This is a genomic window from uncultured Thiodictyon sp. (assembly GCA_903837595.1).
In the GTDB taxonomy this organism is placed as follows: domain Bacteria; phylum Pseudomonadota; class Gammaproteobacteria; order Chromatiales; family Chromatiaceae; genus Thiodictyon.
On sequence record CAILVI010000402.1, the window covers coordinates 1 to 5828 of the forward strand.

Here is a 5828-nt window from a genome sequence, read left to right on the forward strand (position 1 = left end):
ATTACACCACGGCGCTGGCGCGCCTCGCCGCCGAACCCGCGCCGGACTGATCCCGCTCCGCCCCAGTGCTGCCCATTCGGGCCTCCTCCCCACACCGCCGTGCCAACGTCCCGACCCCCAGCGTTAGAACGCTGGGGCGCTGGTGAGCGTGCAGACAAAGGCCCCACAGTCCCACCCGCTCGAAATCGGCCCCCCGACAGCGACAACGTCAGGCCTCCCAGTCGCCAAGGACGCGGGGCTCCCACGCTACCGGACCAGCGCTCGGAGTTCATGCAGGCTTGCCGGAAGGACACGTTTCATGAAGCGCTGTGCCTCCTGTCATATTATGTGAATATCGCAACAGGCGAAATGAGTGCGCGCAGCTGACAACGAGCGATTCCGCGAGAGCACGTCAGAGCCGGCGATTTTGTGACATACCAAGGCGGGCCTGACGTAGCAAAGGATCGGCTCCTTGTGCCAGGCGCCAGCCTTGGCGCAAGGCGCGCAAGGGCTCCAGGCTGCGGTAGCGCAAGGCACGCACCAGTGCGCGGGCGCCCAGCATCGCGGTGCGCCCCAACAACAGGCTGCCATAGCCGATCGCTCCTGATGACAGCTTGCGTGCCAGGATCAGGTGCGCCGTGACCATTCGCGCCTCGTAAAACGGGGTGCCGAGTCCACTGCTGGCCGATCCGTCATGCCGCACCCAGACGACCGGCACATGCAGCATCGCCCCCGGCTCGCGGCTCAATCGGCATCCGAGTTCAGCGTCCTCGCCATACATGAAGAAGTCTTCGTCGAACACGTCAGGGCCAATCAGCGCCGTGTTAAAGAGGAGGCAGCAGCCGCTGGCGTGCGGATCGCTTCCCGGCAGTGGATGCGCTGAGAGCAGCCCGAACCAGCGCTGGTAATACACGGTCCCCGAGGTCCTATCACCGTGGTCGATGTCGGGATAGGCTAATTTGGCCTCCGGATGCTGCGCGAGGGCGCCGCGTAATGCGGGCAGCGCGCCAGGTACCAGGCGGGCGTCGTTATTGATCAGTAGTACCCAGGCACCCGCATGATGCTGGGCAATCCAGTCCATCCCCCGGTTCACCCCCGCGGCAAAGCCTAGATTGGCCGGGCTGATCTCGATGCTCACGCGGGGGTCCGCACCGATCGCCGTGCGTAGGGCACGAGCCGATTCGCGTTGATCGTCAGAGTTGTCCCACACCAGCACGTGCGCGGCGCCTTCAACGAGTAGGGATTGCACGCAAGCCGCAGAGCGTTGCGCGTCGCGGAAGTTGAGTGTCAGTCCGACGATCACGGGGACCTCGCTCATGACTGGCTGCCGGGTGGAGGCATTGGGGAGCTATGCAGACCTTCCCGCAAGCCTTTCCACATCTGCTGCCATTGCGCTCGGCGCTCGGGGTCAAACAGGCCATGCACGATGGCGGTCAGCACCAGCTTGACGACGGCCCAGAATCTCCACACGCGGGGCACATAGGGCCTGCGCATCAACAGGATAGCATTGCGGAACAGGAAGTAATGCCGCCGCGGCGGGCGTGAGGGCCAGAGGCGCCAACCGAGCATCCAGAACCGGATGCTGGACTGTCCCATGCGGTGTGTAAAGACGGCCGCCGGAATGCCCCAGAGCCCGTAGCCCGCCGCCAGCACGCGAAACGACCATTCGGTATCGACGTGGTCGATGAAGAGTGCCTCGTCGAGGCCGCCGAGTTTGAGAAAGAGATCGATCGGGACCAGCGTGCCACTGCCGTTGAGGCTTGTACAGGGTACGGCCTCACTCGCGCCGGGCGGTGGATAGGAGCGCTTCCAGCGCCAGCCTGCGGCGTGATGAAAGCCATGCGAGAGGTCGGTGGCGGTATCCAGCAGGCAAGGACCGACGCCGCCGACGCGCTGGCCTTGTCGTGCGATGGCGTCAAAGCCATCGAGCAATGTCTGAATGCTGCCAGGGTGCGGTTCGCTGTCTTGGTCGAGCAGCAACACCAACCGCGCCCGGGAGTGGTATTCGCGTACCGCCCGCACCCCGAGATTGATTGCGGCAGCGAGACCCAAATTTTGCGCGTTGCGCAGGATGCGGGTGTTTGGCGTACGTGCGGCCAAGGCTTGAATGTGTTCCAAGGCATCCGGGGCCGAGCCATTGTCGACGATGATCTTCACGCTCGCGGCGGGTAGCGCTTGCAGTTGCGCGGCGAGGGGCCAAGGGTCCGGATTGTAGGTCACCGTGACGGTCGCAACGGCGGTCAGGTCGAGGTCTGTCATGGTCTGGGCATCACTGCCTGTTGGTGGCGACGCCAAGCAACAGCCTTGCGTAGCGCTCTGCGACTGATTCCCAGTCGAATGCCAGCCGGCAGTGTCGGCCGGCATTATCGGCAAGCCGGCGGCGGCGTTCCGGATCTGCCAGCAGGCCAGTGATCACTGCCGCCAGTGCCGACGGATCGTCAGGCGCCACGATCAGTCCGGTATCGCCGTCTTGGATCACATCTGTCACGGCGGGAACGTCCCCGCAGACGATGGGACAGCCGCAGCCGGCGGCCTCCACCAACACCAGGCCCAGGCCCTCCTGATCGCCGCTGTCGGTCACCACAAAGGGTGCGACAAAGAGGGCGGCGCGGCGGTACAGGTTCGGCAACTCGGACTGCCCGACCATACCGAGAAAAGTGACTTGCTCGCGTATACCCAGCACCCCGACCAGTCCGCGCAGCTCTGCCTCTAGCGGACCGCCGCCGGCGATGCTCAAGCGGGCCTGCGGTTGTTGCCTCAGTATTTGCGGCATTGCCTGCAACAGGAGCGCGACCCCTTTCTTCTTGACCAGTCGCCCAACAAATAGGATCTCATGCTCATGGCGTTGACCCTGCGGGTCCGGAGTAAACTGCCGTTGCAGGTCTACTCCCATGGGGATGACCTTGATCCTGTCCGCGGCGCTTCCCAGCGCGAGGCACTCGTTGCGCATCGCCGAACTCACCACCGTGACCATGTCACTCTCATTTAGGATGGTCCGCTTCAAGCGTCGCATCAGGGCGCCCCGGAGTGCAAACAAGTCAGCCCCATGGGAGGTACAGACGAGCGGAACCGGGCGGCCGGTCAGCGCTCGTGCGAGGGTCGCGATCAAGCCCTGAGGGATCAGCCAGTGGGCCTGAATCACATCAAACTGCTGCTGGCGAAGCAAGCGCATCAGCGCCCACAATTGACCGAGCAAGAATAGCGGAACCAGCAAGTAATACAGGCGGTTGGAGTGTAATCGAGCAAGGATGCCGCCGCCATGGGTCGCGAGTCTTTCCCAGGGTCGAAAGAAATAGGGATAGCGTCGGACCACCACCCCTTCCATGTCCTCGCGCTGCGCGCTTGCGGGGGCGCGGGGGGCGAGCACGGTCACGACAAATCGGCTCGTGAGGCGTCGGCTAAGTTGATAAACAAATGCGGGTTCCTTATCCCCCGGCCAGCGGGGAAAGGTGGAGGTGAGTACCAGCAGGCGAGGTTTGCGCATGGTTGACACGAAAATGGCGGCGGCGCCTGTCTTTGAGCTGAACTGCGTGGGGTTGGTGCCGATCAATCGCTCGGTTCCACCGTCTTGCTCTTGCCTTCGCGGATGAGCCGCGCAGCATAGGCAAAGGATGTTGACAAGGGCCGCTCCCAGGGTGTGAACCCCGTCTTTAGCAGGGTGTCCGCCTCTTCCAGGTGTCCGGAGGAGACCAGCCCCTCAAGTAGCTTGAGGCGGACGTCGAAGTCGTTGGGGGCGCGCCGCCGCGCCTCGCGCAGGAGATCGAGTGCCTGTGCGACGGGGAAGCCGCTTGCGGTCAGGAAATAGGCGCGCCCCACCAGCCAATGGGCCTTCTCCCCAGGCGGGATTTGGGGATTCTCATCCAATGCGTCATAGAGCGCCAGAATATGGGCAACACTCAGTTGGTCCGGATGTTCACGGCCAAGCGCTGCAATGTAATTCATTGGCGGCTCATTGGCTGCCCGTGGTGGGGCCGAGCGCAACGTCTCCAGTATCCGGGCATAGGGATCGGCTGCGTATTCGTAGCCATAGCCGAGCTTGAGCTTCAGTAGGCCATAAAGTGCCAGTAGATTGTGTGGGTCCAGCTCCACGGCGCGCGCGAACAGTTGCGCGGTCTGGTCCAGGTAGTAGCGCTCCTTCGTCGACTCATACATGGCGAAAGACTGGCGTGCATACTGGTAATTGGCACGCACCGACGTGGGATTCTCCTGGTGTTCCGCGAACGCCATTCGTAAGGGTGAGCCCCACGTGTAGGCGAGCACGAGGGTTTGTGCTGTGAACAGAATCGCTACCAGGGCGACCAGGACATAGCCGACCCGGTGATAGTCCCCGCGATGGGTGAGTAGGGTGGCAAGGCCCCAGGCGATCAGGACCAAAGGTCCCAGGCTCGGCAGGTAATTGCGGTGCCAGAAGACCAATTCCAGTGGGAGGAAGGTGCCCTCCAGCATGTGCCCGCCCAGAAACCAGAGCACAGCGAAGGCGAAGAGCGGCCAACGCAGGCGGCTGATGAGCGCGGCGGCGATCAGTACGCCGATGAGGATCAGGCTCGCCAAGGTGGTCGGCGGGGACAGCAATGAGTGTGAAACCGCCAGGTTGTCGTAATAGAAATGGATCTCCCCCAATCGCGGCAGCACAACATTGCTCAAGTACATCACAATAATGCGCGACTCGGTCATGAGCCGCTCCGGTAAATCGAAGGTCCGTTGGTTGAAGCCGCCGGTAAGCCAATTGGGACTGATCGCGATCTGGACGGCTAGGGCGAGTGCGGGCAACAGCACGACGAAAACGGCGAGCAGGCCAGTGAAACGTCGGGTGCGGGTCGGCGGTCCACCCGCTCGCGCGCCATGCAGCAGGGTGGCCTCCATCACCAAGATGTAGACCGGAATCAGGACCGCAATCTCTTTGCTCATGAGTGCCAACAGGGCTGACATTCCCGCCAGGCTCAACCAGCCCAGCGCGGCCCAGCGATGGCGGCTGGCGATGGCCAGTCGCAGCCGCAAGTAGGCGATGAGTGACAGCAGGCTGAAGGTCACGCACAACAGGACCATGCGCTGTACGATATAGGGGACCGTGTTGGCATGAATGGGGGTGGCGGCCCACAGCAGGGCGGCGATGGTGGCAAGGAGCAAGGGGGGCGGCAGGAGTGCTTCCGGCCGATTGGTCTGAAACATCCCGAGCAAGCGGTGCAAGAATAGAAAGACCAGGACCGCGTTCAGCCCATGGAGCACCATGTTGACCAGCTTGAACGCGGCGGGGTTCATGCCCGACGCATAATAATTGAGTGCAAAGCTGAGCCGGCTCACCGGTCGGATGCCCGAGCCGAGGTCGAGCGGAAAGGCGGCTTCCAGGAGATAGGGGAGCGACAGGTTGGGAATCTTCACCGACCCCTCGTCCACGATGTTCAGTATGTCGTCGAAGAAGAAGTCGCCGGTGATGGCGGGGAGATAGACTAGAGTGGCGGCGAGGAAAACGGCGGGGATGAGGAGCCAGCGTAGGGGTGATGAAGGCATGGCGGGAGCGGGCAGGTATTTGGCAAAGAAAGAGGGGCGCGAGGCCCCTCTGTCGCACTGGCCGGAGTCGGCCGGATGCTAACGGCAGGACTTTGGCAGCAGGTTCTTGTTCGTAATACCACTGGTGCCATTGGTGGATGTGCATGCCCAACTGATCGAGCCCAGATTGTTCGTGGGCGTCAGGTCGATGGTCTTGGTGGCGATCGAGGCGGAAGCGCTGTTGGTCCCGGCAAAGGTTGCGGTAATCACACCGCGGGAGACCGCGACTTGCCTGACATACTTGCCCTTGACAGACGCTGCGACGGGAATCGAGGCGGCCCCACTGTCAAGTCCGACCAAGG

At 62.9% G+C, this 5828-nt stretch carries 5 protein-coding genes; all 5 read right to left on the minus strand.

Going from position 1 to position 5828, the window contains the following annotated elements:
- Positions 1-391: 391 nt before the first annotated feature.
- Positions 392-1297 carry a glycosyltransferase gene (locus QZY44_RS24020; RefSeq protein ID WP_295453985.1) on the minus strand — a complete coding sequence of 302 codons (906 nt, stop codon included), beginning with the start codon at positions 1295-1297 and terminating at the stop codon, positions 392-394.
- Positions 1294-2238, minus strand: coding sequence for a glycosyltransferase (locus QZY44_RS24025; RefSeq protein WP_295453989.1), 945 nt, complete (start codon positions 2236-2238; stop codon positions 1294-1296). The genes QZY44_RS24020 and QZY44_RS24025 overlap by 4 nt, the downstream gene beginning before the upstream one ends.
- Before the next feature lie 10 nt (positions 2239-2248).
- Complete coding sequence (locus QZY44_RS24030; RefSeq protein ID WP_295453992.1) at positions 2249-3463, minus strand: glycosyltransferase family 4 protein; 1215 nt, start codon at positions 3461-3463, stop codon at positions 2249-2251.
- A gap of 62 nt (positions 3464-3525) precedes the next feature.
- Positions 3526-5487 (minus strand): hypothetical protein, encoded by a 1962-nt coding sequence (locus tag QZY44_RS24035; RefSeq protein WP_295453997.1) that lies wholly within the window; start codon positions 5485-5487, stop codon positions 3526-3528.
- A 78-nt stretch (positions 5488-5565) separates the two neighbouring features.
- The coding region (locus tag QZY44_RS24040; protein ID WP_295454000.1) for a pilin at positions 5566-5828 on the minus strand (263 nt) is incomplete at its 5' end.

What these genes read in the sequence shown, in the direction of transcription:
- QZY44_RS24020 (WP_295453985.1), bottom strand. Translation starts at nt 1,297, where the DNA reads ATGAGCGAGGTCCCCGTGATCGTCGGACTGACACTCAACTTCCGCGAC.
- QZY44_RS24025 (WP_295453989.1), bottom strand. Translation starts at nt 2,238, where the DNA reads ATGACAGACCTCGACCTGACCGCCGTTGCGACCGTCACGGTGACCTAC.
- QZY44_RS24030 (WP_295453992.1), bottom strand. Translation starts at nt 3,463, where the DNA reads ATGCGCAAACCTCGCCTGCTGGTACTCACCTCCACCTTTCCCCGCTGG.
- QZY44_RS24035 (WP_295453997.1), bottom strand. Translation starts at nt 5,487, where the DNA reads ATGCCTTCATCACCCCTACGCTGGCTCCTCATCCCCGCCGTTTTCCTC.